This is a genomic window from Methylomonas albis (assembly GCF_014850955.1).
GTDB lineage: Bacteria > Pseudomonadota > Gammaproteobacteria > Methylococcales > Methylomonadaceae > Methylomonas > Methylomonas albis.
This window is the reverse complement of record NZ_JACXSS010000001.1, coordinates 4,091,246-4,115,620: the sequence shown is the minus strand read 5'-3', so window position 1 is coordinate 4,115,620 and position 24,375 is coordinate 4,091,246. Positions and strand designations below refer to the sequence as shown.

The following is a 24,375-nucleotide window of genomic DNA, read 5'->3' as shown; positions in this document are numbered from 1 at the left end:
TTATAAGATGTAGCGGCTAAGGTCTTCATCATCGGCCAGTTCCATCAAATGCGCGTCTACATAGGCGGCGTCGATGTTGATGGACTTTTCGATCAGGTCCGGAGCGTCGAAGGAAATATCTTCCAACAGTTTTTCCAGAATCGTGTGTAAGCGGCGGGCGCCGATGTTTTCGGTTTTTTCATTGACTTGCCAACCCAGTTCGGCGATGCGCTGGATGCCATCGGCGCTGAATTGTACCTCGACGCCTTCGGTTTTCAGCAGAGCCTGGTATTGTTCGGTCAGCGAGGCGTCCGGCTCGGTCAGAATCCGCACGAAATCGTCCGCACTCAAGGCATTCAATTCCACCCTAATCGGGAAACGGCCTTGCAATTCAGGGATTAAATCCGACGGTTTGGTCAAATGAAACGCGCCGGACGCGATAAACAAAATGTGATCGGTCTTGATCATGCCGTATTTGGTGGTGACGGTGCTGCCTTCCACCAGAGGCAACAAATCGCGCTGTACGCCTTCGCGGGACACTTCGCCGCCGCCCATTTCCGAGCGTTTGCAGATCTTGTCGATCTCGTCCAAAAACACTATGCCGTGCTGTTCAACGGCTTCCAACGCGGTTTGTTTGATTTCTTCTTCGTTGACCAATTTGCCGGCTTCTTCTTCCTGTAACTGTTTCAGTGCATCTTTAATTTTTAATTTGCGGGTTTTAGTGCGACCGCTGCCCAGGTTTTGAAACATGCCTTGCAGTTGGCTGGTCATTTCTTCCATGCCTGGCGGGGCCATGATTTCCACGCCGACTGCCGGTGCGCTGACGTCGATTTGAATTTCCTTATCGTTCAAATCGCCTTCGCGCAGTTTTTTACGCATTTTTTGCCGGGTCGATTCTTCGGTATCCGAGAGCATGCCACCTTCTGCGCGCGGTAGTAAAATATCCAATACTTTTTCTTCGGCGGCATCGGCAGCGCGATTTTGCACACGTTCCATTGCCGACACGCGGGTAGTTTTCACGGCGCTATCGATCAAATCGCGAATAATCGATTCCACATCGCGGCCGACATAACCCACTTCGGTAAATTTGGTGGCTTCGATTTTGATGAACGGCGCGTTAGCGAGCCGGGCCAGACGGCGGGCGATTTCGGTTTTACCGACGCCGGTGGGGCCTATCATTAGAATATTTTTCGGGGTGATTTCATCGCGTAGTTCGGCGGCAACCTGACTGCGGCGCCAGCGGTTACGTAAGGCTATGGCGACGGAACGTTTGGCGGCGGCTTGGCCGACGATGTGCTTGTCCAGTTCGCTGACGATTTCTCTGGGGGTCATTTGACTCATGTTTTACTCTTGTGCCGGTTGGGGTTCGGCGTCTAATTCTTCGATGCGCAGATTGTGGTTGGTGTAGATGCAAATATCGGCAGCAATCCCCAATGATTTTTCGACGATGTCGCGAGCGCTGAGTTCGGTGTTTTCCAGCAAGGCGCGGGCGGCGCTTTGTGCAAAAGCGCCGCCGGAGCCGATGGCAATAAAATCGTATTCAGGTTCGATGACGTCGCCGGTGCCGGAAATCACCAGTGAGGTTTTGCTGTCGGCGATAATCAATAAGGCTTCCAATTTGCGCAAAGCGCGGTCTGTGCGCCAATCTTTGGCCATCTCTACGGCGGCGCGGGTCAGATTGCCGCGATGTTTTTCCAGTTTTCCCTCGAAATGTTCGAATAAGGTAAAGGCGTCGGCAGTCGCGCCGGCGAAACCGGCAATCACTTTATCGTGATACAGGCGTCTGACTTTGCGGGCATTGCCCTTCATCACGGTGTTGCCCAGGGTGACTTGGCCATCGCCGCCGATCACGACTTTGTCGCCGCGTCTGACGGAAAGAATGGTGGTGCCTCTGAAATTCGTCATGTCTGTGAATGAAAAAGGGAAAGGCGGCGATTTTACATGTTCTCGGCGGCGATGGGGTAGAAGTTTAAAACCCTAAGTTCGGTAGCTAAAAGGCGCAAACATTGAACAAAGCAAGAAAACTGATTAAAGTTCAAAGTGCTGGTATTTTAAGGATGCGCCGCATTGACCGGCGTTTCCAACACTACAATAACAACAAGAGGGTAGCTAGTCATGAAATTGTCAAATCGCTGGAGAGGTGTGTTCTTACTGAGTGCCATGGTGTTTTCAAGTGCGGCGCTGGCCTTATCGCCGGATGAAGAAGAAAAGTTGAAAGAGTGTAAAAGGCCGAAATTCAGGGATTTTGTGCCTGAGCAAAAAGCCGAGGTCGATGCCGGTGTCGATATTGCTTTTCATGTCTCCCACAATGCCGACCCTTTTACGGTTACCGCCGCTGTCCGCGGTGAAAAAATGAAAGTTAATGTGGTGGATAAAAAGACTTTTTACTTGGTAACGGCCAAGTTACCGCAATTGACACCGGGTTTTGCCCGCGTCCACGTCACCGCCAAATCTGCGGAAAGTAAATTGGAGAGCGGCTGCTTGGGGCAGGATGGTTGGTTGCTTAAAATTAATGGTGAAGAAGTCGCTAAACCGGTCGCAGCACCCGCTCCAGCTCAATAGCGAATTTTGTCATTCTTGATTTGCCAGAGCTCGAAGGGACGCTTGGCGGTTTCTAGCGCCAGCTGTTGCATGGGAATCCGGCGCTGCTGAGTGGGTTTGTCGATTTCGGTATAAATAAAGCTATCGTCAAACCCGGCTTTCGCGGCGTCGACACGATCGCAGGCATAATACACTGCTTGCAGTCGTGCCCAATAAATGGCGCCCAAACACATCGGGCAAGGCTCGCAGCTACTATAAAGCGAGCAATCGCTTAATTGAAAATCGCCCCGTTTTTGGCAGGCCAGTCGGATGGCGACGATTTCCGCGTGAGCAGTAGGATCTAGATCCGCTGTGACCCGATTGCCACTGCCGGCAATAATTTCGCCGTCTCTCACCACAATGGCGCCGAACGGGCCGCCACCCACCGCGATGTTCTCACAGGCCAAGGCGATAGCTTGGTTTAGAAAGCCTTCATGCATTACAAATCCAACGGATTGTTGGGATCGATGCCGTCCATAAACGGCAGGCGGCGATCTTCGTTGGTGATCTGATAGACCTTGCCCAGCCAATTGTTAAATACCGCTTTGGCTGAGTCGCGCCAGGTAATGTCCAGATGCTCGATGATCTGCGTTTCCGGCATGGCATTTAGCGCTGTGTCGGCCTGTTTGGCTGCTTTGACGTGCTCGGCATAGTCGGCTAATAAGCGTTGCACTTCGTCATCGAAATAATGCTCGGGATAAGGGGGGTAATCGTCGCGCTCGCCGTGGTAATAGCGCAGCACTTCACGCTTATATTCTTTAAGTAGGCTGATGTCGTCGTATTCCGGGTGGCCTTGAAAGAACACGATGCGAAAACCGTCCGGACTGACGGCCAGATGCACGCCGGCGCTTTCGCTGGCTACCAAGACTTTTAAACCGTGTTTTTCCATGTCGCGCTGAAATACTTCGTTGAAGCGCGAATGCGGCACATCCAGGCGGGTATTGATTTCTGCCACCAAGGGATGTTGTCTATCGACTACTTTGTGCGAAAAAACGCCCCAGCGCTTGGCCGGCAGACGGGTGCGTTCCACGCCATAGCGATGCTGAATGAACGCGTGGGTGGCCAGACAGGAACACAGCACCGAGGTGACGTTTTTTGTAGCCCATTCGAATACTTCGGTCAAAGGTCCCCAAAAGCCTTCTTCTTGTAAATGATCGTGAGTGACGTTGGCACCGCTAATGATGAGGGCATCCAGGCCGTCTTGCTTGATTTGCTCGAAGGATTCGTAATAGTCGTGAATATGCTTCCAGGCTTCCGGACTTCTTTCCAGGCCTTCTATCGTAAATGGATGCACATGAAACTGGGCGATTTGATTACAGGCGCCGACCAAGCGGAAAAACTGGCGCTCCGTAGCCTCCATCGCTGCATCCGGCATGATATTCAGCAAGCCGATGTGTAATTCTCTAATCGATTGCTGGCTGGCGCGGTCCGGGCTGAGGATTTCTTCGCCTTCTTCGTGCAGGCGCTGAAAAGTGGGTAAAGCGGTATGAGCAACTAGCGGCATTGCAAGAACGGTCTCAAGATTGTTGCCGGGCAATCGCCTCGGCAATCAGACGCATAAAGTCGTCTTCGTTATTAACTTTGGCGGTTTCGTCGGCGCTGATGGTGTAGCCGTGCTGAGCCGCAATCGCTTCGTAGCGCGGTACCCTGGCTTTGAATAATTCCGGAAACACCCAACTGACGAATTCGTCCGGTGGAATTTGGTCGGTAGAGCGGTAATCGCGCTCAGCCATGAATTGCGTCAGTTTTTCATCGACGAATTCCGGCCGGTAATACAAGGGTTTCGGGTCTTGCTTGGCGCGGTCGATGATGGTCTGTTCCAAGGTCGGTGGAATTTTGATGTAGACGATCAGCGTGTGTTTGGCTAGATTTTCCAAGACCTCCGGGCAATTCAGTTCGCAAACGCTACCGCCGGCATCGTTAATGAAATGCTTGTAGCCGTATATGTCTTCGGCTTTGTGGATAAAGTCCGGCACGTCATTCATCGCCGCAATTTCGGCTTGGTGATGCAAGGCCTGGCGACGCTTGAATTCGGCTTGCGACAAGCCGCCTTTCGCCGGATCACCAATTTTGCCCAGAAAGCTGGATACGGGTGCCAGGTTTTCCACGGTAATATTGCTGCAGATGTAGATAGAATCGGACTTGAGCAAATCACGCAAAAACGGCACACCCATGGCTTGCTGTTTGATGTTATCCAGAATCGGTTCTTCCAGATATTTGGTGCCGATGCGGTAATCGCCGGAGTAATGAAACCATTTATCTCTGGGTAACTTGGCCGAGAGGGTGGTTTTGCCGGCGCCGGACATGGCCAGCAGGGTGATGCTCTTGGATTCCCAGTCCAGAAATTGTTGCGGGGTCATTCTCATAAATTATCTCAATCCAACAAATCGCTAATGTCCAAATCTTCCGCATCCGGCCGGGCATGGCGATCAGGGTCTGTGTAGCCGAGGTCGTCGGCTTCCAGTTCGTCGAACGGCGCGCTCCAGTCTTCCGGATCTTCTATGTAATCGATAGTCGAGCCATACCAGGATTCGTTGTCGTACTCGCCCAAATCGCCGTTGGCGAACTGAACTTCCACCGATTCTTCGTTGCCTTCAATCGCTACGACTTTGAAGGTGAGATTACTTTCCAGGTCTTTATACCAACGGCCTATGACCGGATCTGCAATAGTTGTCATGGTTGCATCCTCGCTATGTTGATGTACTGGGCAATGATAGCGAGTTTATAGAAGCTGTGCGAGTACATGGGGCAAAACTATCGGAATTTTCGATTAGAATGGCAAATTTGCATATTAACCGGCTGGAGCAATGAGCGAAGACAGATTCATCGAATTGGAGATTAAACAAGCGTATCAGGAAGATTTGATTCAGGCCTTGAATCAGGTGGTGGCCGGCCAGCAAAAGCAGATCGGTAAGCTGGAAGAAACCTGTAAATTGCTAAACGACAAGATCAAAAGCTTGGCGCTTGATGATCGCCAAGTTGGGGCGGTTGACGAACGGCCGCCCCATTACTGATTTGAGGCTCAGGACCTACGGTGGTTGACGCGGCGTATCGGCTTAGATGGGCTAGTAGCCGCCAAGGTTTGCCGGGGTTGCGGCGAGGAACTGCAATCCATATGTTTGGCACGTAAGCGCCGACAAAAGTCTTGGCTGTCGTCCTGTTGTAAACCGCTCCATTGCGCGCGCCAGGCGGTACTGCCTTTAGACTTGGTTCTGACGATGCCTGCTCGTCCGGATTTGGCTAACGCGCCGAGAGCGTTGCGCGCGCGCTGTAAATTTACGTCCGCATCAATTTTGCGCGGATAGCTGCCCATGCTGACTGTCCAGACGCTGCCGTGGCTTTGCGGCTTAGCTTGGGCCAATTGGGTGAGCTTTTCACGGCGGCTATTGTAAGGCGCATTGATGCGAATTGGCTCATAACGGCTGCTGCCGGAGTCGGCGCCCATTTGCTCGGCACTGCCGGCGCAACGGTTAGAGGACAACTGAAACGGTGGCGGCAGGGCTGAGTAGTCTTTCAGTTGCGAGATATGTTCACCGAACAGGCCTTTTTCGCTATTGGCAAAGCCCATGTCCAATAGATTGCCCATTTGCTCGAAACGCTCGCCGCTGCTGTGCGCACCCAATAACACGCCAATCAAGCGGTGGCCGTTGCGTTTGGCCGAGGCGATCAGGTTGTAGCCGGAGCCGCAGGTAAAGCCGGTTTTCAAACCGTCAGCATCCGGATAGGTTTTCAGAATGCGGTTGGTGTTGGGCATTACCCGGCCTTTATAGTTAAATTCCGTCGCCGAAAAATAATGATAATGCTGCGGGAAGTCGCGAATCAGCGAGGCCGATAATAAGGCCAAGTCGCGGGCACTGCTGATTTGGCCGTCGTTCGGCAAACCGCTGGCATTCTCGAACGAACTGTTGTACATGCCTAGAGTACGGGCTTGCTGGGTCATCATCGTCGCAAAATTGCTTTCCGAACCACCCAGCTTTTCCGCCAGTACCACCGCCGCGTCGTTGGCGGAACGGGTCGTGACCGCCATGATCGCTTGTTCCACTGTCAGACTTTGCCCGGTACGCAAGCCCAGTTTGGACTGCGGTTGCGAGGCGGCGTGTTGCGACGCAAATAAGGTGTCGGTCAGTCTTAGTCGGCCGTTTTCCAAAGCCGACAGCGTTAAATAGATGGTCATGACCTTGGTCAAGGACGCGGGATACCAGCGTTGGGTCGATTCGGTTTCGTGAACGACGCGACCGGTGTCGGCGTCAATCACAATGGCCGCGTATCTGGCGGACGCGGGAGCGCTTTGCAACAGCAGACATGCTAAAGAAAGTAGCGCTAAACGGGTTTTCGGTAGGGTGCTCAAGTTCTTACTTTGCTCCAGATATGTGGCGTAAACATTTGACTGTATTATTTAATCAGAATTATCGATTTCGAAAAAGACCCAATTGATGCGGCGGTGGTCTGTTTTGATCTGTTTTTCCATTCCGTTAATTAATTCAACGGCTTCCCCGACACTTAAATTCGGTGGCATTTCGGCTTTTACGGCCACCATTACTTGGCTGCCGTGGCTAATAGCCCAAATATTCAGTACGCGAGTGACACAGCTTTGTTTTTCCAGATAACGGTGAACTGCATCGCGGATTTGCGCATCGGCTTCCCCGAGTAGCAAAGAATGCACTTCCCGGCCAATTAAAATCGCTACGACTATCAACAGTGCGCCGATCAACATTGAGCCAATGGCGTCGTAAAGCGAATTGCCGGTGACCATGGTCAAACCCAGCATCGCGGCGGCTATCACCAGGCCAAGCAGTGCGGCCAGATCCTCGCCGATCACCACCATCAATTCGCTGGATTGGGTTTCTTTAAACCATTGCCAAATTTTGCGATCGCCACGTTCGCTTTCCATCGCCCCCAGTGCGGCTCGCAATGAAAAACCTTCCAAAACTACGGCTATAGCCAATATCGTCAGCGCGATACCGGCGTTTTCCACGGCTTGCGGTTCGTGATATCGCAACCAGCCCTCGTGGATCGAAAACAATCCGCCAACCGAGAATAGGGTAATTGCCACCATCATTGACCAAATATAGGCTTCCCGGCCATAACCCATAGGATGTTGCTGGGTTGCCGTCCGCGCCGAACGTTTCATGCCGATAAACAGCAACACCTGATTGCCGCAATCGGCAACGGAATGGATGGCTTCCGCCAGCAGCGAACCGGAACCGGTCCAGACTGCCGCGCCGGTTTTGGTCAACGCGATGCCCAGATTTGCGGCGAACGCGACAATAATGGCTGAGGTGGAATTGCTATGAGACATGGATTTTGGGCCGAATAAAATGTTGAGTAAGGCTGCGATCATTTGCGGCAAACACTACCGGAAACGCACCTGCTAATTATGCGAATTTTAGATTAGTCGCGTGGATTTGCTGCAAATACTTAGGCGATTTATGGCAATAAATGCACCCAAAGCAAGCGACTTGCCGTTGACTGAGCGGAGCCGAAGTCAACCGTTTGCTTCGGCTACTTTGGCGTCGCTCAGCACAAGTCCGCTCAGCGAACGACATATTTGTCATTGCCAATGGGTATAAACGTTCTCAAAAATCACCTTAGCTATCCACAGGCAGGTGCCAGTAGTAGTGATCCGCCGTTGAATTTATCGGTTTAGCAGCTCGGGCGACAGCGGCTGATTTTTAGCAGTGTGGCGTTGCTGCCGATGACGCATTGGTCGACCGCGCCGTTTTTGTAACCAGCGAATTACACCGGTGATGAACAGCAGCGGGCAGAGCAAGCCGGAAATTAACACCAGCAATTGGCCGGTCAAGCCGAACGCTTCTCCGGTATGCAAAGGATGCAGCCAGTTGATGATTGTATCTGAACTTCCAAGTTCGTCGGGATTGCTGACCGCCAACACCTGGCCGGAATATTGATCGACCCAGACATTGGTTTTGGGAAAGCGCTGACTGGGTTCGCCAGTCTGGCGCAGATTGATGCGGTAGCTGCCATTGGCGTCGTGCGGTGTCTCTATCCAACACAGGCGCGCCTGCGGAAAACGGGCTTGGCCGACCGCGACGGCTTGATCCAGGCTGATACGTGCTGGGTTGTTTTGGGTTATGGCCGATTTTGGCGCGGGCGATGCTTGCAAAGGCGAGAAATAGCCCAGTATGGGATTGACGTATTGCGGAATCTCCAAGGCAATCCCTGTGACCGCCAACACCATTATCACGATCAAACTGTAGACGCCGGCTAGTTTGTGCAAGTCGTAATTCAAGCGTTCGCGGCTGGCATTTCGCTTTAGGCTCAAAGCGCTCTTCAATTTATGAAGAGGCGGCCACCAGAGATAGACTCCGCTGACTAAGGAAATCAGCAACAAGCCGCCCAGAATAGCCATCAAAATCTTACCCAGATCGTCCAGCAACAGTTTGTAATGCAAATCGTAGAGCCAGGTCATCGCAAATTCGCCCCAGAAGCGATTGGCGAGTACCGTGCCGGTAAACGGATCGACTGACAGCGTCAGCGGCGCAAAGCCATGATGTGCGGTTTCTCCGGGTTTGTAGTAACGGGCGGTGATTGCGCGCTGCGGGTCTTCGGGAATTTCCAGACGCCAGCCGCGTTGCCGCGTGGGTTCAGTCCGGCGCAAGGCTTGAAAAATATCCTCGTAGCTTTGCCGTTGGGTAGTTGATTCGGAAATGATCAGCTGCGGATTCAGCCATTCGTCCAGATCGATATAAAACACCAGCAGGCTGCCGCTCAGGCCGACCATGGCGATGATCAAACCCAGCGACAGTCCGAGATATAAATGCACGGCCAGCCAGAACTGGCGTCTAGCCTGCCTCTTGCTGGCCGTTGCTCTCATGTTTTACGTTAGCTTAGTAGTCGAACTTGACGTTCACGGCGCCGTAGAACGCAACGCCGTCGCCGGGCGAGAAGAACGGTTGGGCGGTAGCACCGAAGGTTTCGTCGTACCACACGTATTCCCGGCGAACATCGGTCAGGTTTTTGGCCTGAAATTGCAATTCCACTTCCTTGGTCACCTGATAGCCCAAATCGAGGTTCAGCAGGGCATATTCGCCGTATTTGCCGCGTTGATTGGCTTGATCGACAAAGTAATCGCCTTGGCCACTGGTCCACAGCGAAGAACGCAGTTGCGGCAGGATTTGGTAGTCGATACCGGCCGAAAACAAATAATTCGGGGTATTGACCACCTGATTGCCGGCGGTGTACTCCATCGTGCCGGCTGCGACTGCGGGCGGGTTAGTGACTTTAGCTTCCTGCAAAGAATAGGATGCCCAAACGCCGACTTTGTCGGTCGGATAGACCTTGACCTCAATGTCCACACCCTGGCGTTTGGTCGCACCGATCATCGTCGAGTCGACGCTGGCCAGATTGCGGCTGATTTCGTTGCTGGCGTCTTGTGCCCAATAGGCGACCCGGCCCTCGGCCCAATCCACCGGCTTTAGCTTGATTCCAACTTCCCAACCGTCATTCAACGAGGGGCCGATGTTAGCTTGGTTGCGGCCGATGAAGGTGGCTTGTCCCAGGCCGACCTGGAAAGTGCGGCCCCAGTTACCGTAAAGGCTGTAACCTTCTATCGGCGTAATCACCGCGCCGATTTTGGGTTGCGAAATCGTGCCGTAATCGTTCAACGGAGAAGAGCCGAAGGTCGTGCCGGGGCGATAGTTGAAAAAGCTGCCGTCGATGATGTCGGCGCGGTAGCCTGGCGTCAGCTTCAACCATTTGAAAGGCTTGATGACTGCCTGGATGTAGCCGCCGTAGTTTAGGAAGTCCCATTTCTCGTCATTGCGCAAACCGCCGCTGTTGCGAGCTCGGCTAGTGGTTAGATAACGTAGATATTTGTTTTCCTGCTGCTGGAAGTCAAAGCCGGTTTCCAGCGAAAAGTCGTCCAGCCAACTGACCACCGGATGGTAGGTCAGCGAGGTCATCGCGCCATACTGGATTTCGTCGCGGTCGCGTTCTTGTTGCGTCGCGCCGGGTCCGTAGGTCACGTAACGCTGGTCGTCGAACAAGTTGCCGTAAACCTTGGACGACCAGAATAAAGTCTTGCTAACGTTGACGTCTAAATGGGTGCTGACTTGACCAACTGTACGTTTGCCGCCGTCGCTGGCATTTCGGGCGAAGGTTTGGGTTTGGTTAAGTAACTGTTCCTGGTAAGTCATATAGCCCGGCTCTTGGGCGCCGGCTTCGCTCCAGCGGGCGATCAAACCTATTTTGTATTTTTGGTCGTCCGGGGTGTAAAACCACTTGCCCGAAAAGCTGTTTTTATCGGTATCACTGTGGTCGCGGTAACCGTCGCTGGCGCGATAGGATATTTGATAGTTTTGCGAGAAACCGTCTTTTTCGTAGCCCAGTCCGGATTGGATGTCGTGGGTGTTGAAACTGCCGTAACCGACCCGGCCCTTGACGTAGTTGCCGCCGGTGGTGGTGTTCATGCTGATGTTGCCGGCGAAGGAGTGCAGGCCGTAGCGGGCGTCGTTGGTGCCGCGCACCACTTCGATGGACTCGATGTCCAGCGGAAACAGCGAGTCGATGAAATAAGTGTCGCCACTGTTGGTGTTGCTGGGAACGCCGTCGATCAGTAATTTGACCGCGTTAACCCGGCCTTCGCCATTGAAGCCGCGAAACGACATTTTTCCGGTGGTGATGCCTTGGCCGAATTGAGTCACCTGAACGCCGGGCATGCGGTGGAACAAATCGTAGGCTGTCAACACGTTTTGGTCGGCGATCTTATCGGCGTACATGATGTCCACCGAAGTGGCGATGTCCTTGCCGGTTAATTTTACACTCTCGGCTTGATCACTCACTGTGACCGCACCTAGCTCGAAAATCGAATCGTCCTTGATGGCTTGGGCTTTTGGCGCTGGGGCCTTTTTAACCGCAATAACACCCTCGCCAACTTGTTCGAATTGCAAACCGTTGCGGCTGAGTACCTTCTCTAAAGCCTGTTGCACGGTAAAGCTGCCTTTCAGTGCTTCGGCTTGCATGCCTTGTACAACCGAGTCGGCGTAAATCAATTTGGTGTTGGTGGACTTGGCCAAGCTATCCAAGGTCGCTGCCAACGGCTGGGCCGGAAGGTCTATGTTAGCGTCGGCGGCAACGACAGTCATCGCGTTCAAGGATGCCGTCAATGCGAAGGCCAGCAGCGGTAGGTGTGGACGCTGTTTTCCGGAAGGTTTGGGTTTAAGTTTGTAATTCATAATCATCTCCTGTTAGTCGTGGGCAGCAAGATTTTTTGACTTGCCATACCCTATTAACGAAGCAGGTCGGCCAAACTGGACAATTTGGTTGAATATTTTTTCAAGCTAACGGGCATACAGCACGATGGTCTGTTTTTGGCGCTGTACGCGGATGGGTAGGATTTTTTCCAAGGCTTGCAAAAACGGCTTGAGGTCGGCGGAATTGAAACTGCCACTCAGGGTTTGTTTTGCCAAAGCGGGATCCGCAAACGCAAAGCGTACGGTGTGATAGCGCTCCAATTCTGCGACGACTTCGGCTAGCGGGGTGTGATCGAACAGCAGCTGGCCGCTGGTCCACGCCGCCACTTGTTCGACACTGGTTTTCCCCGATTTTTGCCAGTGGCCGTTTTGGTCAATTTTGCGGCTGAAACCGGCGGCTAAATTTTCGCCAAACCAGCTGCGGCCGGCGAGCAAGGAAACTTCGCCTTCCAACACCGATACGGCGGTGCCGAGCGTATCGTGTCGCACGTTAAACACGGTGCCGATGTCTTTAATTTGTAAATCGCCGGTATGCACGGTAAACGGACGCCAGGCCTGATGGGCAACCTTGAACATGGCTTCGCCTTGCTGCAATTCGATCTCGCGGCGCCACCAGGACAGACGTACACTCAGTTGCGTGTTTGTGTTCAATTGCATTTGCGAGCCGTCGGCTAGCTGCACGGTTTGTTGTTCGCCTATGCTTGTCCGGTAATCCGTGCCGGGTGTGCTGTAGTCCAGCCACGCCCCGGTTAAAATTGCGCCAAGCAGCAGGCAGCCGGTTAAAGCTTTGCTGTTTCGCCAGATGCGGGGTCGTGCCGAGCGTGCGGCATCCAAACCCGTTATCTTGCGGGTTTTCAGGGTATCCAAATCTCCCCAAAGGCCTGTCACTTCTGCGTAAGCCTGCTGATGTGCCGGATCTTGCAGAAGCCATTGCTCGAATGTTTGAAGCTGTTTGTCGTTGCAGTGTTCGGATTGCAACGCCACAAACCATGTCGTCGCTTGTTTCAGAATCTGTTGTCTTTGGGAAATGCCGGGTGCTTTCATCAATGCGCCTGTTTAGTATTGCGGATCGATTAGTAACTGATGGCAGTGCAACATGGCCTTGACCAATTGGCGTTGCACGGTTTTTTCGGAGATGCCCAATTGTCCGGCGATCTGGGCATAGCTTAATTCGTCGATCTTGCGCAGCAGTAAAATATGCCGGCATTGCCGGGGGAGGCTGGCGATAGCCTGCAGCAATAGTTCGCATTGCTGACTAAGAATGGCAAAGTCTTCCGGCTGAATCAGCGGGCAAGTCAGCTCATCGTCGAGTGTTTGAGTCTTTGCGCCGCTGCGCTGATGGTGGCGGATAAAGTCTATCGACAATCGTTCGGCGGTGCGAAACAGGTAGCCGGGCAGATTATCGATATGTGTCAAACCGTCCTTGCCCAGCAGGCGTAAATAAGCCTCCTGGCTTAAATCTTGAGCGGTATCCGGACACTTTACCTTCTGAATCAAAAAATCGACGATGGCTTCCTTATGCCTGAGAAACAATTCGGCGATCTGATCATGCTGTAGGGCGATGGCGGACAAGCGACAAGCTCCGGGTTTTAGTGAGCGGAAGTTGGAAACCTCCGCAAGCTGTGTGCCAATAAGGATGGATAGCCGTCTAGCCTTTGTAATGCTTAGGCTAATGTTTTTGAAGAGAAAGAAAAAATAAGGATTCCGTATAAAACTATGTCATATGCCGCACTCGTCTCGGCATATGACATGGTTTTTCAGGTCAAAAAACATTTCCCGTGAAGTCAGGCTACGGTAGAAGTTAAAGCTTGTGCTGCGGATAGACGTGCTGGTACTGGGGCCGGGCGCCATGCCCGCCAATCCAAGGGTTTGCACTTGTGCCCTGTAGGTATCAAGCGCTAAACCCGCTTGCGATTAACCACATGTCCGTAGCCACACAGGTACTTCGCCATCCGCCGAGAGCCATAAAAAGGGTGCTGCGTATATTCCTCATCGAGCAGGCGCAGCAACAGACATTCATCTTCGTCAACGGCTTTCAGCTGCCACTTCAGTCAAACCATGTCCAAAACGCTGTTCGCATCCAAATTAGCTCTGCGTGTTGATTTACACAGCATTCAAGGCCTTAGCCTTCACCTCGTGCAAAATTGACAATCAATCGATTGATTGATATTTTGTAAATCAATCGATTGATTTTATTTCTAGCAAGCATTTCGCCGAGGCAGCATGGTCACAACCGAAAATTCCGCAACAGAAGTTCACGACGCACGTAGCCGACTGGTGATGTCGGCGTTGCGGTTATTTGCCGAAAAGGGCTACAAGGCCGCATCGACACGAGAAATCTGCGACACGGCGGGGGCGAATATTTCGGCTATCCGCTATTACTTTGGCGATAAGCAAGGGCTATATCGTGCGGCGTTTACCGAACCAATGGGTGATCTGCCTTGCGGCTCCAATGTAGCGGAATATGCTGATTTACCGTTACCGGAGGTACTGGGCAGGTTTTTCAGCGAATTTCTGGAGCCTTTTAAACGCGGGGAGGAACTGGGGCTGGTGATGAAGCTGCATTTTCGGGAGATGATCGAGCCGACAGGCGCTTGGCAACAGGAAATTGACGCGGAAATCAAGCCACAACATGCCGCACTGGTATCGCTGCTGAAAGCGCATTTGGGCTTGTCCGATACTGACGCCGATGTACATCGGTTGGCATTCGCGATGATAGGCATGGCGGTGTATTTTTATGTCGGACAAGAAATCGTATCAGCCATTTCCCCCCCAATTTTAACGACGCCTAAAGCGATAGATGTATTAGCGGAGCGCTTGGCCGGCTATGCGCTAGCCATGATCGAAGGCGAGGTAGCGCGTCGTGCGCAGGATAGCACTAATGAGCAATAACACACTGGCACCACTCTTTCATTTGGCATGGAGTGGTTTATTGATTAACACCGGTCTTCGCGATTTATTTTCGAACCAACACAACAGTTTCATCGGAGGAAAGTCATGAGCAAAGGCAAGATAGGCGCATTATTCGTCGGCGTACTATTAACCATAGGCATTGGTGTGGCCGTTAGCCGCGCCACCGAATCCGCCCCCTCAGTCATAGCGCCTATTGCCAACCCGGCGCTCAGCGTTTCCGTGATTCGCCCGGAAATGCGCGATATTCCGGTCAGCCTGACGGCGAATGGTTCTATTGCACCCTGGCAGGAAGCGGTGATCGGTGCTGAAGTCGGCGATCTGCGCCTGAGTGCGGTCAACGTACAGGTGGGTGAAGCGGTGAAGAAAGGTCAGGTATTGGCGACATTTTCCGACGAAAGTGTACTGGCCGATGTCGCACAAAGCCGAGCGGTGTTGGCGGAAGCGGAAGCCAATCAGGCCGATGCACGGATCAACGCCGAACGCGCCGAGCGGCTTGCCAGCAAAGCCTTGAGCGCGCAACAAGTCGGGCAATATCTAACCAGTGAAAAAACTGCCAACGCCAAAGTACAGCTAGCCAAGGCGCAGTTGGATGCGCAATTATTGCGTTTGAAATATACCAAGGTATTGGCCAGCGACGACGGGGTGATTTCCGCGCGCGGCGCCACCTTGGGCGCGGTCGCCACGAAAGGCCAGGAATTGTTTCGTTTGATTCGGCAAAACCGCCTGGAATGGCGCGGCGAGCTTACCGCCGCCGAAATGACGCAACTTAAACCCGGCCTTAAGGTGAGGGTAGAAGTGCCTAATGTCGGCATTATAGACGGTCGCATCCGTTTCTTGGCACCAACCCTGGATGTGCAAAACCGCAACGGGCTGGTTTACGTTGATTTACCCAATGCCGTGCAGAGCGGCCTGCGCGCAGGCATGTTCGCCCGTGGCGAATTTGATTTGGGCAACTCTACCGGACTGACCGTGCCGCAACAGGCTTTGTCTTTGCGGGATGGCTTTAGCTATGTGTTTGTGCTGAGCGAGCAAACCGAGGATCGGGCGCGCGTCAAGCAGGTGAAAGTGCAGTTGGGTCGCAGAAACGGCGACCAGCTGGAAATTTTAGCGGGAGTTGCCGTCGACGATCGTCTGGTGGCCAGCGGTGCGTCCTTTTTAGCGGATGGCGACAGCGTGCGGGTGTTAGCACAATGAATGTTTCCGCCTGGTGTATCCGCAACCCCATTCCGGCCATGATGTTGTTCGTGCTGCTCAGTTTCGCCGGTTTGCTCAGCTTTAAATCGATGAAAATCCAGAATTTCCCCGATCTGGATTTGCCCACCATCACGGTCTCCACCACGCTGCCCGGCGCTTCGCCGTCGCAACTGGAAACCGAGGTGGCGCGGAAAATCGAAAACGCCATCGCCACCTTGCAAGGGCTGAAACACATCACCTCCAAAGCCCAGGACGGCAGCGCCACCATCACCGCCGAATTTCGCCTGGAAAAACCGGTGCAGGAAGCCTTGGACGATGTGCGTTCAGCAGTGTCCAAAGTCCGCGCCGATTTACCGGGCGACCTGCGCGACCCAATAGTCACCAAGCTGGATTTGGCCGGCTCGCCAATTTTGGCCTTAACCGTCAGCTCCGCGCAGCGCGATGAAGAAGCCCTGTCCTGGTTTGTCGAAGACACGGTCGCCAAGCGTCTGCTGGCGGTGCGTGGCGTCGGTGCGGTCAATCGGGTGGGCGGCGTTAGCCGGGAAGTGACGATTGCCTTGGACCCGGTCAAGCTGCAAGCTTTGGGCGCGACAGCGGCAGACATTTCCCGGCAATTGCGGCAAATCCAGCGTGAGAGCGCCGGCGGTCGGATCGATTTGGGCAGCGGCGAACAACCGTTGCGCACCTTGGCGAACGTGGCCTCGGTGGAGGAAATACGGCCCTTGCAGCTTTCACTGGCCGATGGCCGCCACATTCGGCTCGATCAAGTCGCCAAGGTGGACGACTCGGTAGCAGAACCGCGCGCGCTGGCGTTGTTGAACGGCAAACCGGTGGTGGGCTTTGAAGTGACTCGCAGCCGGGGCGCCAGCGAAGTCGAAGTGGGTGCCGGCGTACAAAAAGCCTTGGCCGAATTGCGTGTCGCCAATCCGGATGTCGAATTCACCGAAGCGTTTAACTTTGTCACGCCAGTCGAGGAGGAATTCCAAGGTTCCATGACCATGCTTTACGAAGGTGCCTTGCTGGCGGTGTTGGTGGTTTGGCTGTTCTTGCGCGATTGGCGGGCCACTTTTATTTCCGCTGTCGCATTACCGCTATCGGTGATTCCGGCTTTTGTGGGCATGGATTATTTGGGCTTCTCGCTGAATGTGATCACGCTGTTGGCCTTGTCCTTGGTGATTGGCATTCTGGTGGACGACGCCATCGTCGAAGTGGAAAACATCGTCCGCCACTTGCGGATGGGCAAAACGCCTTACCAGGCCGCAATGCAGGCCGCCGACGAAATCGGCTTGGCCGTGGTGGCTACCACGTTTGCGCTGGTAGCGGTATTTTTGCCGACCGCGTTCATGAGTGGGGTCGCCGGCCGGTTTTTCAAGCAGTTCGGCTGGACGGCGGCACTGGCAGTATTGGCGTCGTTGGTGGTCGCCAGGATGCTGACGCCGATGATGGCGGCGTATATGCTGAAAGACCTTAGTCACTCCGAGCCTAAGGAAGGCTTCGTCATGCGCAACTATATGCATTTGGCGAGCTGGTGCCTAAGACATAGGTTCACCACCATCTGCGGTGCTGCGGCATTCTTTGTTGGCTCGCTGTTTTTGATTCCGTTGTTGCCGACCGGCTTTATCCCGGCGGACGACAATCCGCAAACCCAGGTATTCGTGGAGTTGCCGCCCGGTTCGAGCCTGGCGCAAACGCGCGCTTCCGCCGAAGCGGCCAGGCAATTGATTGCCGGTATCGACTATGTAAAAACGATTTACACCACTATCGGCAGCGGTTCGGCGGGTAGCGACCCGATGGCCGGCAACCAGGGCGCCGGCGAGGTCCGCAAAGCCACGTTGACGATTACCTTGGCCAATCGCCAGGACCGCCCGGTGCGTAAACAGGCCATTGAGCAAAATATCCGCCAGGCCTTGCAAAAATTGCCCGGCGTGCGTACCAAGGTGGGATTGGGCGCTTCCGGCGAGAAATATGTGTTGGTGTTGAGCGGCGACGATCCGCAAGCCTTGAGCGCCGCCGCTCGCAACCTGGAACGCGACCTCAGAACCATTCCCGGCCTGGGCAGTATCGCCTCCAGCGCCGCGCTGGTGCGACCGGAAATAGCGGTACGGCCGGACTTTGCCCGCGCTGCCGATCTGGGCGTGACCACCACCGCGCTGGCGGAAACCCTGCGCATTGCCACCTTGGGCGATTACGATTGGTCTTTGTCCAAGCTCAATCTGGCGCAACGCCAGGTGCCGATGGTGGTGAAATTGGCCGATGAGGGCCGGCAAGATTTGAGCGTTTTGGAACGCTTGGCTGTGCCGTCTGCAAAGCCGGGCATCGGCGCGGTGATGGTCGGCCAGGTGGCGAAACTGGAACTGTCCAGCGGACCCGCCGTGATTGACAGGTACGACCGCTCACGTAATGTCAATTTCGAAATCGAATTATCCGGCCAGCCACTGGGTGACGTCGCCGCTGCGGTGGAAAATCTGGACAGCATTAAAAACTTGCCGGCTGGCGTGAAGCGCATCAACATCGGCGACGCGGAAATGATGCAAGAGTTGTTCGCGAGCTTTGGTTTGGCGATGCTGACCGGCGTGTTGTGCATCTTCATCGTGCTGGTGTTGCTGTTTAAAGACTTCCTGCAACCCATCACCATTTTGGCGGCGCTACCGCTGTCGTTCGGCGGCGGCTTCGTGGCGCTGCTGTTGACCGGCAAGGCTTTTTCTATGCCATCATTGATAGGTCTGGTAATGCTGATGGGGATAGCCACCAAAAATTCGATCCTGCTGGTTGATTACGCCATTATCGCTCGCCGCGAACAGGGCTTGAGCCGGGTGGATGCGCTATTGGATGCGTGCCACAAACGGGCCCGGCCGATTGTGATGACCACAATTGCGATGGGCGCCGGCATGTTGCCGATTGCGATCGGCATGGGCAACGCCGATTCCTCCTTCCGCAGCCCGATGGCGGTTGCGGTGATAGGTGGTTTGGTGACCTCCACCTTGCTGAGTCTGTTGGTGATTCCGGTGGCTTACACCTATCTGGACGATTTCAAAAATCTGGGCATGGCAGTTTGGAAACGCTTTACCGGGCCCAAAACAGCGCCTGTTGAGTCGTGAGGTTTGACGCAAGGCCGGACCAATGGCGGTGGTCAGGAAGATGAATTGGTTGTCGGGGTAGGGCTTCAGGTTCTATCCCAACGAGCCTGCCGGCTGTTAATCGGTTACTGAAATAATTGTAGGGTACGCATCGCGTACCGTTGGAAAGTTATCATGGCGGCGAAAGCTAAAAGGTACGCGGTGCGTACCCTACGGGGCTGTTTTCGAGTCAGAATGGCGAAGGATATTTGGATGTTTTTGGAAGGATTTTTCCCAGCTCTACTACAGTGAGTTGAAGTGAATCAAGAACAGCCACAACAATTAGGTTATATACGGCTACAGAGACATCCAGTGCTTTTTCAGCTATCTCGGAGCTACATGATTCCCCTTTATGAATTATTGAATTTCTTATTTTTTGCAGTTCTGTACATTCTTTTAGCAGCGGGTCTTTTGCTCCGTTTCGTTGAACAGTCGAAAGGTCTAGGCCAGCTAACTCCTTGTATATTAGTCCTAATAACTCTTTGTAGCGATCAAAACCAGACTGTCCAAGTGTGTGCATCATAATAATTTCAGCAAATTTGGCATTATGTACCAAACCTTTAACGACTGGCTGTAGAATAGTTGCTTTAAGCAAAAGCTCGATAGATGTGACGAAGAATACAAGAGCTGCGGCAGGATGGTTCTCTTTGAGAAGTTCTTTACCTTCTTGAAGGACGTTTACTGCATGGCCCATAACCATTGGGTTTTCATAATAATAAGAACACAAGCAATCTAGCTTAAATTCGCCAATAGCTTGTTCTGAAATCTCTTCAATAAACTCAGACAATGCAATATCTTGTTCAATTTCATATTCAGTATTCATGGTTAAACAATCATCTCTTGAGGCGGAAACGGCAAACATGCCCGCTGTTAACCTAGCCAGCGTAGCCCGGATGGAATGAAATGAAATCCGGGAAAAAAGACTGTCAAACCCGGATTGCGCTTCGCTTCATATAGCTACGTAAGTCGGTTGAAATAGGTCAACTTGCTGACATTCAATTGGGTAGGGCAATAAAACGGGGCGTAGTAACCAGTCAATCAGCAATTCTCCTGCTGATCGACTGGTATACATTCTCATAAATTATGAGCTTTGACTGGGCAGATTGGCCCTGCAATGCAGGCGCTCTTAGGCGCGAGTTTGCAGAATCGCTACCGCAGGCAATTCCTTACCTTCCAGGAACTCCAGGAACGCGCCGCCACCGGTAGAGGTGTAAGAGACTTTGTCGGCGATGCCGTATTTGTCTATCGCCGCCAATGTGTCGCCGCCGCCGGCGATGGAGAAGGCAGGGCTTTCGGCAATCGCCAAGGATAGCGATTTGGTGCCTTCGCCGAATTGGTCGATTTCGAATACGCCGACCGGGCCGTTCCAGACGATGGTGCCGGCGGTTTTCAGGATTTCGGCGTATTGCTTGCTGGTTTCCGGTCCAATGTCCAGGATCAGGTCGTCGGCTTCGACGTCGGCGACGTTTTTCACGGTGGCCGCAGCGCTTTCGGAAAATTCTTTCGCGCAGACCACATCAACCGGTACCGGTATATCGGCGCCGCGTTCTTTTGCCGAGGCGATCAAACGTTTGGCTTCCGGGATTAAATCCGCTTCATACAAGGATTTTCCGACCGGGTAACCGGCTGCGGCAATAAAAGTGTTGGCAATCCCGCCGCCCACGATCAATTGATCGACTTTAGACGACAAGGATTCCAGCACGGTCAGTTTGGTGGATACTTTGGAGCCGCCGACAATGGCAACTAATGGCCGGGCTGGGGTTTCCAGGGCTTTGCCCAATGCATCTAATTCAGCGGCCAATAGCGGGCCGGCGCAAGCGACGGCGGCGTGTTCGGCTACTGCATGGGTCGAAGCTTCGGCGCGGTGCGCGGTACCAAAGGCGTCCATGACAAAAATGTCGCATAGCGCGGCCATTTTTTGGCCCAGTTCGGCGCTGTTTTTCTTTTCGCCTTTATTGAAGCGCACGTTCTCGCACAGCACTACTTCGCCGCGTTTGACTTCCACGCCTTCCAGCCAGTCTTTCACCAAACGTACGGGTTGACCCAGCAATTTTGAAAACCGCTCGGCGACGGGCTTCAAACTTGACTCTTCGTCATATTCGCCCTCGGTAGGACGGCCCAAATGTGACATTAAAATCACTGCTGCGCCGCCGGCCAATGCGGCTTCCACGGTAGGGACGCTGGCTTGGATACGCAAGTCGCTGGTGACTTTGCCGTCTTTCACAGGCACATTCAAATCTTGGCGAATTAATACGCGCTTGCCGGCCAAATCCAGATCGACCATTCGTTTGATAGACATAAGTTCTCCTTTGGTTGAAATAGTGAAAACATTATAAAGTGTAACGCTGACTGCAGCCTGAATTAAAAAATAACAGAATAGTCAGGTGCTTGGACTATATTTGCTATCCATTGCCTAAACTTTTACCGGCGGACTTATGTTCAAGTCGTTCATTTTTACGGTGTTCTGCGTGTTGCTAGTAACGGTTGATTCCGCGCGCTGCGAACCCGTGCCTGCCGCTGCCGGCGCCGACCAAATTCAGGTGTTGATAGACGTATCCGGCAGCATGAAACAGAACGATCCGGACAATCTGCGCATCGAGGCCAGTCGCTTGCTGGTCAATTTGTTGCCGGACGGTGCCAAGGCGGCATTCTGGTTGTTCGCGGAAAAAACCGCGCCGCTGTCGGCAACTGATTCGGTTAGTGCGGCCTGGAAACAGCAAGCCAGCAAAGCTATTGGGAATATTCATTCTCGCGGTTTGTATACCCACATTGAGGACGCGATCCAGACTGTTCTCGACCAAGGCTTTACGGCTGGTGGTAAGAAACACCTGATTTTATTGACCGACGGTTTTGTCGACATTTCCAAAGACATCATGCAAAGCGCGGATTCCCGCGAGCGCATCCTCAGCGAGTGGATACCCAAACTTCAACAGCAAAATATCAACGTGCAAACCATCGCGCTCTCTGAGCAAGCTGATAAGGAATTGCTGGAAAAACTGGCCTTCGAGACCGGCGGCTGGGCAGAAACCGCGCAATCGGCCGAACAATTACAGCGGGTGTTTTTGAAAATGGCCCAAAAAGCCGCGCCGAAAGAGACTTTGCCGCTGACAGATAATAAATTCCAGGTCGATAGCGGCATACACGAGTTTTCGGTGTTGGTGTTCAAAAAACCGCATGCCGCGCCCACCCAATTGGTGGCGCCGGACGGCAAAAGCATCAGTAAACAAAGCATGGTTGCCAATGTGTCTTGGCTGGAAAGTCAGTCGTACGACCTGATCACCGTCAAGCAACCGTTGATCGGCGAATGGCGTCTGGTGGCGGAAGTCGATCCGGACAACCAAGTCATGATCGTCACTGACTTGAAACTGCAACTTAGCGAGATACCTAATTTTTTGGGCGAGAACGAAACCTTGCCGATAAAAGCGCATTTTACCGACAAGGATACGCTGATAACCCGCGCCGATTTCCTGGGCATGCTGACCTTGGAAGTGATACAGGATCAGCAAGCACCGGCAAAAATGCAGGCCTTGGCTGCTGAGCCCGGTTTTTACCAGCATCAGGTCGAGCATTTCAGTTTGGGCAAGCATTTGCTGAAAATTGTTGCGGACGGCAAGACCTTCAAACGGGAAATTATTCATGAGATCGAAGTCGTTGCCACGCCGATTACCGTCGAGAAGCACGTCGATGCCGCTCAGCGCCAGGTTAGCTTAAAGCTGTTGCCGGACACCAAACTGATCGATCCCGCCGGCTTGGTGGTGAATGCAGTGATTAGCCAAACCGGACACGAGCCGGAAACCCGCCCACTGACAAATAAAGATGGGGTCTGGTTGCTGGATTTGGCTGGTTTGCCGCCGCAGACCACCACGCATGTCAATTTCAATGTCATGGCCAAAGACCATGACGGCAAGCCGTTGACGCCTGCGGTCACACCACTGAGTATCGACGACAGCTGGTTTAAACCGGCCGAGCAGCCGGCGGCGGTCGAACCATCTGGCAGCAAGTCCGAGCATCAAGAAGACCCAAATCAGGAAGCCTCCGCCGATTCGCACGGCGAGGCTGATAGCGAAACGCATCCAGCGCCCGCCGAGCATAAAACCAACTGGTTGTTGGTTGGCGGCATCCTGCTGGCAATCAACGTGTTCTTTGGTGTCGGCGGATTTTTTATTCACCGTTATCTGAAAAAAAGCCAAGCAGAAAAACAGCAACAGTTATTGGAGAGATTGTCATGAACCCATTCGATTCCGTGATAGTGATATTGGCGGGCGAGGCGCTGGCGTTTCTGACGCTGTTGGTCATCGTGCTATTTTTTATATCGAGAAACAGGCGCGGTAGGGAGATGGCCGATATTGATCGGTTTATTACCGAGCTTGAAGAGCAAGCCATCGTCAAAAATCGCTGGCTGGAGCAATTTCTGGAGGAAAACTGCGGCTTGGAAGCAGCGGAGATCGAACCACTGTTGCAAGAGGTTAACGCCTCTGAACGTGCTTTGTTTGAAGGGGTGATTCGTTTGTTTCTAAAACGCGAATTGGCATTGCTAAGCGAGATTGAGCAGCGCGTCGGCCGCTTAACCGAACCATATCAGAATTTGTTGGCAAATCGCGGAGCGATTGCGCCGGCCGCCACGACGCAAGAGTCCCCGCAAGCGAGTCAACTGGCCGGCATGGAGCGCATTAACCAGCAACTGGTGCGGCAGCTGGATAACGCGATGAAAACCATCGACGAAATGTCTGCCGAATATACCCGGGTGTTTAGCGGCAACCAAACCGCATTAGAGCTGGAAAACAGCAGTAAAAAAATGCTGCAAATTTTTTACGATGCTGAGCGTGGCGTCCGTGAGGGCATGACGGAGCCGGGAAAATGACTCAATCACTGTTGCTTATTCTATTGGCAGAGTTATCGCTGGTTTTGTCCACAGGCCTGATCGTATTGCTTATCGTGAATCGCCGGAATAAACGCCAACGGCTGGCGGGCATCGAAGAGTTGCTGGAAGACATTAAGGACAGGCAGGAACGGCGCGGCGACAGGTTGGCCTTGGCTTTGGCCGGTAAGCATCATGTAGACGAACAAACCGCGCAGGCTGTCAGCGAAAACCTGATCGCGGCGGAAAAGCAGTTTTTGTACGGGTTTGTAGAGCAGCAAATGCAGCAGCAGACGGTGGGCGGTTTTTACGAAAACCTGTGCCGTTTAATGGATAGTTATTTGGATGCTTTGCCAAATGCGCCAGAAAAGCCGGTTAGCGAAAAGTCCGCCGTCGATACTGAAGAGCCGCTTGTCGATTCCAAACCAGCAAAGCAGACGGACTCTGAGGCGGTGCCAGCCGAAGAGGCGCCGCCGCCACCGGATTGGGGCGACGTGTTCGACTAAGACCCTCTGGCATTGCG

At 53.3% G+C, this 24,375-nt stretch carries 22 protein-coding genes and 1 pseudogene; 8 read left to right on the top strand and 15 right to left on the bottom strand.

What is annotated here, in order from left to right; genetic code table 11:
* Complete coding sequence (hslU, locus tag EBA_RS18870; protein ID WP_192376139.1) at positions 1 to 1,320, bottom strand: ATP-dependent protease ATPase subunit HslU; 1,320 nt, start codon at positions 1,318 to 1,320, stop codon at positions 1 to 3.
* Between the two features lie 3 nt (positions 1,321 to 1,323).
* Positions 1,324 to 1,884, bottom strand: a complete 561-nt coding sequence (hslV, locus tag EBA_RS18865) for an ATP-dependent protease subunit HslV (RefSeq protein WP_192376138.1) — start codon at positions 1,882 to 1,884, stop codon at positions 1,324 to 1,326.
* 210 nt (positions 1,885 to 2,094) lie between these two features.
* On the opposite strand from hslV, the gene EBA_RS18860 reads away from it, so the two are divergent.
* Positions 2,095 to 2,541 (top strand): hypothetical protein, encoded by a 447-nt coding sequence (locus EBA_RS18860; protein ID WP_192376137.1) that lies wholly within the window; start codon positions 2,095 to 2,097, stop codon positions 2,539 to 2,541.
* Here EBA_RS18860 and EBA_RS18855 read toward each other — a convergent pair.
* Genes EBA_RS18855 through EBA_RS18840 form a run of 4 tightly spaced genes read right to left on the bottom strand, consistent with a single transcriptional unit; the run spans position 2,535 to position 5,236 of the window.
* Positions 2,535 to 2,999, bottom strand: a complete 465-nt coding sequence (locus EBA_RS18855; protein WP_192376136.1) for a nucleoside deaminase — start codon at positions 2,997 to 2,999, stop codon at positions 2,535 to 2,537. The two genes, EBA_RS18860 and EBA_RS18855, sit on opposite strands and share 7 nt — an antisense overlap.
* Complete coding sequence (gene metA, locus EBA_RS18850) at positions 2,999 to 4,063, bottom strand: homoserine O-succinyltransferase MetA (RefSeq protein ID WP_192376135.1); 1,065 nt, start codon at positions 4,061 to 4,063, stop codon at positions 2,999 to 3,001. The genes EBA_RS18855 and metA overlap by 1 nt, the downstream gene beginning before the upstream one ends.
* A 13-nt stretch (positions 4,064 to 4,076) precedes the next feature.
* The gene (locus tag EBA_RS18845; RefSeq protein WP_192376134.1) at positions 4,077 to 4,925 is read right to left on the bottom strand and encodes an ATPase; all 849 of its coding nucleotides are present in this window, start codon (positions 4,923 to 4,925) and stop codon (positions 4,077 to 4,079) included.
* Between the two features lie 8 nt (positions 4,926 to 4,933).
* The gene (locus EBA_RS18840; RefSeq protein WP_192376133.1) at positions 4,934 to 5,236 is read right to left on the bottom strand and encodes a DUF6763 family protein; all 303 of its coding nucleotides are present in this window, start codon (positions 5,234 to 5,236) and stop codon (positions 4,934 to 4,936) included.
* Positions 5,237 to 5,366: 130 nt separating this feature from the next.
* On the opposite strand from EBA_RS18840, the gene EBA_RS18835 reads away from it, so the two are divergent.
* Positions 5,367 to 5,573 (top strand): SlyX family protein, encoded by a 207-nt coding sequence (locus tag EBA_RS18835; protein ID WP_192376132.1) that lies wholly within the window; start codon positions 5,367 to 5,369, stop codon positions 5,571 to 5,573.
* A gap of 8 nt (positions 5,574 to 5,581) precedes the next feature.
* On the opposite strand, the gene EBA_RS18830 is transcribed toward EBA_RS18835, so the two are convergent.
* The 7 genes and pseudogenes from EBA_RS18830 to EBA_RS18800 form a co-directional block, all read right to left on the bottom strand.
* Positions 5,582 to 6,907: a D-alanyl-D-alanine carboxypeptidase family protein gene (locus EBA_RS18830; RefSeq protein ID WP_225616371.1), complete on the bottom strand. Its 1,326-nt coding sequence runs from the start codon at positions 6,905 to 6,907 to the stop codon at positions 5,582 to 5,584.
* A 48-nt stretch (positions 6,908 to 6,955) separates the two neighbouring features.
* Entirely contained in the window at positions 6,956 to 7,858 is a 903-nt protein-coding gene (locus tag EBA_RS18825) for a cation diffusion facilitator family transporter (RefSeq protein WP_192376131.1), read from the bottom strand.
* A 336-nt stretch (positions 7,859 to 8,194) separates the two neighbouring features.
* Positions 8,195 to 9,394, bottom strand: coding sequence for a PepSY-associated TM helix domain-containing protein (locus EBA_RS18820; RefSeq protein WP_192376130.1), 1,200 nt, complete (start codon positions 9,392 to 9,394; stop codon positions 8,195 to 8,197).
* A gap of 13 nt (positions 9,395 to 9,407) precedes the next feature.
* Positions 9,408 to 11,753, bottom strand: a complete 2,346-nt coding sequence (locus tag EBA_RS18815) for a TonB-dependent receptor domain-containing protein (RefSeq protein WP_192376129.1) — start codon at positions 11,751 to 11,753, stop codon at positions 9,408 to 9,410.
* A 105-nt stretch (positions 11,754 to 11,858) separates the two neighbouring features.
* On the bottom strand, positions 11,859 to 12,815 hold the full coding sequence (locus EBA_RS18810; RefSeq protein ID WP_192376128.1) for a FecR family protein: 957 nt from the start codon (positions 12,813 to 12,815) through the stop codon (positions 11,859 to 11,861).
* 12 nt (positions 12,816 to 12,827) lie between these two features.
* The gene (locus EBA_RS18805) at positions 12,828 to 13,343 is read right to left on the bottom strand and encodes an RNA polymerase sigma factor (protein WP_192376127.1); all 516 of its coding nucleotides are present in this window, start codon (positions 13,341 to 13,343) and stop codon (positions 12,828 to 12,830) included.
* A 232-nt stretch (positions 13,344 to 13,575) separates the two neighbouring features.
* A pseudogene (locus EBA_RS18800) lies at positions 13,576 to 13,792 on the bottom strand (IS3 family transposase); the annotation flags it as partial.
* A 202-nt stretch (positions 13,793 to 13,994) separates the two neighbouring features.
* Here EBA_RS18800 and EBA_RS18795 point away from each other — a divergent pair.
* The 3 genes from EBA_RS18795 (at position 13,995) to EBA_RS18785 (ending at position 18,976) form a co-directional block, all read left to right on the top strand.
* A complete protein-coding gene (locus tag EBA_RS18795) occupies positions 13,995 to 14,663 on the top strand; it encodes a CerR family C-terminal domain-containing protein (RefSeq protein ID WP_192376125.1) in 669 nt (222 codons plus the stop codon).
* A 105-nt stretch (positions 14,664 to 14,768) separates the two neighbouring features.
* Positions 14,769 to 15,878: an efflux RND transporter periplasmic adaptor subunit gene (locus tag EBA_RS18790; RefSeq protein WP_192376124.1), complete on the top strand. Its 1,110-nt coding sequence runs from the start codon at positions 14,769 to 14,771 to the stop codon at positions 15,876 to 15,878.
* Positions 15,875 to 18,976 carry an efflux RND transporter permease subunit gene (locus EBA_RS18785; RefSeq protein WP_192376123.1) on the top strand — a complete coding sequence of 1,034 codons (3,102 nt, stop codon included), beginning with the start codon at positions 15,875 to 15,877 and terminating at the stop codon, positions 18,974 to 18,976. The genes EBA_RS18790 and EBA_RS18785 overlap by 4 nt, the downstream gene beginning before the upstream one ends.
* A gap of 208 nt (positions 18,977 to 19,184) precedes the next feature.
* Here EBA_RS18785 and EBA_RS18780 read toward each other — a convergent pair whose 3' ends face one another.
* Together EBA_RS18780 and EBA_RS18775 are read right to left on the bottom strand one after the other, a co-directional pair.
* Positions 19,185 to 19,856 carry a hypothetical protein gene (locus EBA_RS18780; protein ID WP_192376122.1) on the bottom strand — a complete coding sequence of 224 codons (672 nt, stop codon included), beginning with the start codon at positions 19,854 to 19,856 and terminating at the stop codon, positions 19,185 to 19,187.
* Positions 19,857 to 20,120: 264 nt separating this feature from the next.
* A complete protein-coding gene (locus tag EBA_RS18775; RefSeq protein WP_192376121.1) occupies positions 20,121 to 21,293 on the bottom strand; it encodes a phosphoglycerate kinase in 1,173 nt (390 codons plus the stop codon).
* 136 nt (positions 21,294 to 21,429) lie between these two features.
* Here EBA_RS18775 and EBA_RS18770 point away from each other — a divergent pair, with 136 nt between their 5' ends.
* From EBA_RS18770 to EBA_RS18760, 3 genes are read left to right on the top strand one after another with little or no spacing between them, the layout of a single operon-like run.
* The gene (locus tag EBA_RS18770; protein WP_192376120.1) at positions 21,430 to 23,223 is read left to right on the top strand and encodes a VWA domain-containing protein; all 1,794 of its coding nucleotides are present in this window, start codon (positions 21,430 to 21,432) and stop codon (positions 23,221 to 23,223) included.
* Complete coding sequence (locus tag EBA_RS18765) at positions 23,220 to 23,855, top strand: hypothetical protein (protein ID WP_192376119.1); 636 nt, start codon at positions 23,220 to 23,222, stop codon at positions 23,853 to 23,855. The genes EBA_RS18770 and EBA_RS18765 overlap by 4 nt, the downstream gene beginning before the upstream one ends.
* On the top strand, positions 23,852 to 24,358 hold the full coding sequence (locus tag EBA_RS18760; RefSeq protein WP_192376118.1) for a hypothetical protein: 507 nt from the start codon (positions 23,852 to 23,854) through the stop codon (positions 24,356 to 24,358). The genes EBA_RS18765 and EBA_RS18760 overlap by 4 nt, the downstream gene beginning before the upstream one ends.
* The last annotated feature ends 17 nt before the right edge of the window (positions 24,359 to 24,375 follow it).

Bases quoted from the DNA above. Each gene is read 5' to 3' on its own strand.
- hslU (WP_192376139.1), bottom strand. From the start codon at position 1,320: ATGAGTCAAATGACCCCCAGAGAAATCGTCAGCGAACTGGACAAGCAC.
- hslV (WP_192376138.1), bottom strand. From the start codon at position 1,884: ATGACGAATTTCAGAGGCACCACCATTCTTTCCGTCAGACGCGGCGAC.
- EBA_RS18860 (WP_192376137.1), top strand. From the start codon at position 2,095: ATGAAATTGTCAAATCGCTGGAGAGGTGTGTTCTTACTGAGTGCCATG.
- EBA_RS18855 (WP_192376136.1), bottom strand. From the start codon at position 2,999: ATGCATGAAGGCTTTCTAAACCAAGCTATCGCCTTGGCCTGTGAGAAC.
- metA (WP_192376135.1), bottom strand. From the start codon at position 4,063: ATGCCGCTAGTTGCTCATACCGCTTTACCCACTTTTCAGCGCCTGCAC.
- EBA_RS18845 (WP_192376134.1), bottom strand. From the start codon at position 4,925: ATGAGAATGACCCCGCAACAATTTCTGGACTGGGAATCCAAGAGCATC.
- EBA_RS18840 (WP_192376133.1), bottom strand. From the start codon at position 5,236: ATGACAACTATTGCAGATCCGGTCATAGGCCGTTGGTATAAAGACCTG.
- EBA_RS18835 (WP_192376132.1), top strand. From the start codon at position 5,367: ATGAGCGAAGACAGATTCATCGAATTGGAGATTAAACAAGCGTATCAG.
- EBA_RS18825 (WP_192376131.1), bottom strand. From the start codon at position 7,858: ATGTCTCATAGCAATTCCACCTCAGCCATTATTGTCGCGTTCGCCGCA.
- EBA_RS18820 (WP_192376130.1), bottom strand. From the start codon at position 9,394: ATGAGAGCAACGGCCAGCAAGAGGCAGGCTAGACGCCAGTTCTGGCTG.
- EBA_RS18815 (WP_192376129.1), bottom strand. From the start codon at position 11,753: ATGAATTACAAACTTAAACCCAAACCTTCCGGAAAACAGCGTCCACAC.
- EBA_RS18810 (WP_192376128.1), bottom strand. From the start codon at position 12,815: ATGAAAGCACCCGGCATTTCCCAAAGACAACAGATTCTGAAACAAGCG.
- EBA_RS18795 (WP_192376125.1), top strand. From the start codon at position 13,995: ATGGTCACAACCGAAAATTCCGCAACAGAAGTTCACGACGCACGTAGC.
- EBA_RS18790 (WP_192376124.1), top strand. From the start codon at position 14,769: ATGAGCAAAGGCAAGATAGGCGCATTATTCGTCGGCGTACTATTAACC.
- EBA_RS18785 (WP_192376123.1), top strand. From the start codon at position 15,875: ATGAATGTTTCCGCCTGGTGTATCCGCAACCCCATTCCGGCCATGATG.
- EBA_RS18780 (WP_192376122.1), bottom strand. From the start codon at position 19,856: ATGTTTGCCGTTTCCGCCTCAAGAGATGATTGTTTAACCATGAATACT.
- EBA_RS18775 (WP_192376121.1), bottom strand. From the start codon at position 21,293: ATGTCTATCAAACGAATGGTCGATCTGGATTTGGCCGGCAAGCGCGTA.
- EBA_RS18770 (WP_192376120.1), top strand. From the start codon at position 21,430: ATGTTCAAGTCGTTCATTTTTACGGTGTTCTGCGTGTTGCTAGTAACG.
- EBA_RS18765 (WP_192376119.1), top strand. From the start codon at position 23,220: ATGAACCCATTCGATTCCGTGATAGTGATATTGGCGGGCGAGGCGCTG.
- EBA_RS18760 (WP_192376118.1), top strand. From the start codon at position 23,852: ATGACTCAATCACTGTTGCTTATTCTATTGGCAGAGTTATCGCTGGTT.